At 50.9% G+C, this 525-nt stretch carries 1 protein-coding gene; it reads left to right on the forward strand.

Features of this window, described 5'->3' with window-relative positions:
* On the forward strand, positions 1-525 hold a 525-nt coding region (locus FLP08_RS15545; RefSeq protein WP_156278087.1), incomplete at both ends, for a CLIPPER-2 domain-containing protein.

Raw genomic sequence — 525 nt, forward strand, 5'->3', positions numbered from 1 at the left:
GAAGCTTTAACGATGAAAATGGAAACGGCTATGCCGAGGCTGGAGAGACCATCTCCTATACCTTTAGCCTGACCAATACCGGGAATGTCACCCTGAACAATATCACCGTGACCGATCCGATGGTAAGTGTAAACGGTGGACCGATCAACCTGGCGCCGGGAGCTTCTGACAACACCAGCTTTACAGCGACCTATACCCTGACCCAGGCGGATGTAGACAGTGGACAGGTAGACAATATTGCTACGGCTGATGCCGATGAGCTGACCGATCCGGAGGATAGTAATAATGAGACTACGCCACTGACTCAGAATCCGGCTATCGAAGCGGTGAAAACTGTAAGAGTCGCTGGAACTGAGGTGGGAGATGTGATCGAATACGACATCGTAGTGACCAATACCGGTAACGTAACCGTAACCGATATCGAGATCACCGATGCCAACGCTGATGCAGGTAGTATCACAGGAAGCCCGATCCTTACACTGGCTCCTGGAGAATCAGCTACCGTAACGGCAAACCAAACCATTA

The organism is Christiangramia aestuarii, from assembly GCF_009735585.1.
GTDB classification, from domain to species: domain Bacteria; phylum Bacteroidota; class Bacteroidia; order Flavobacteriales; family Flavobacteriaceae; genus Christiangramia; species Christiangramia aestuarii.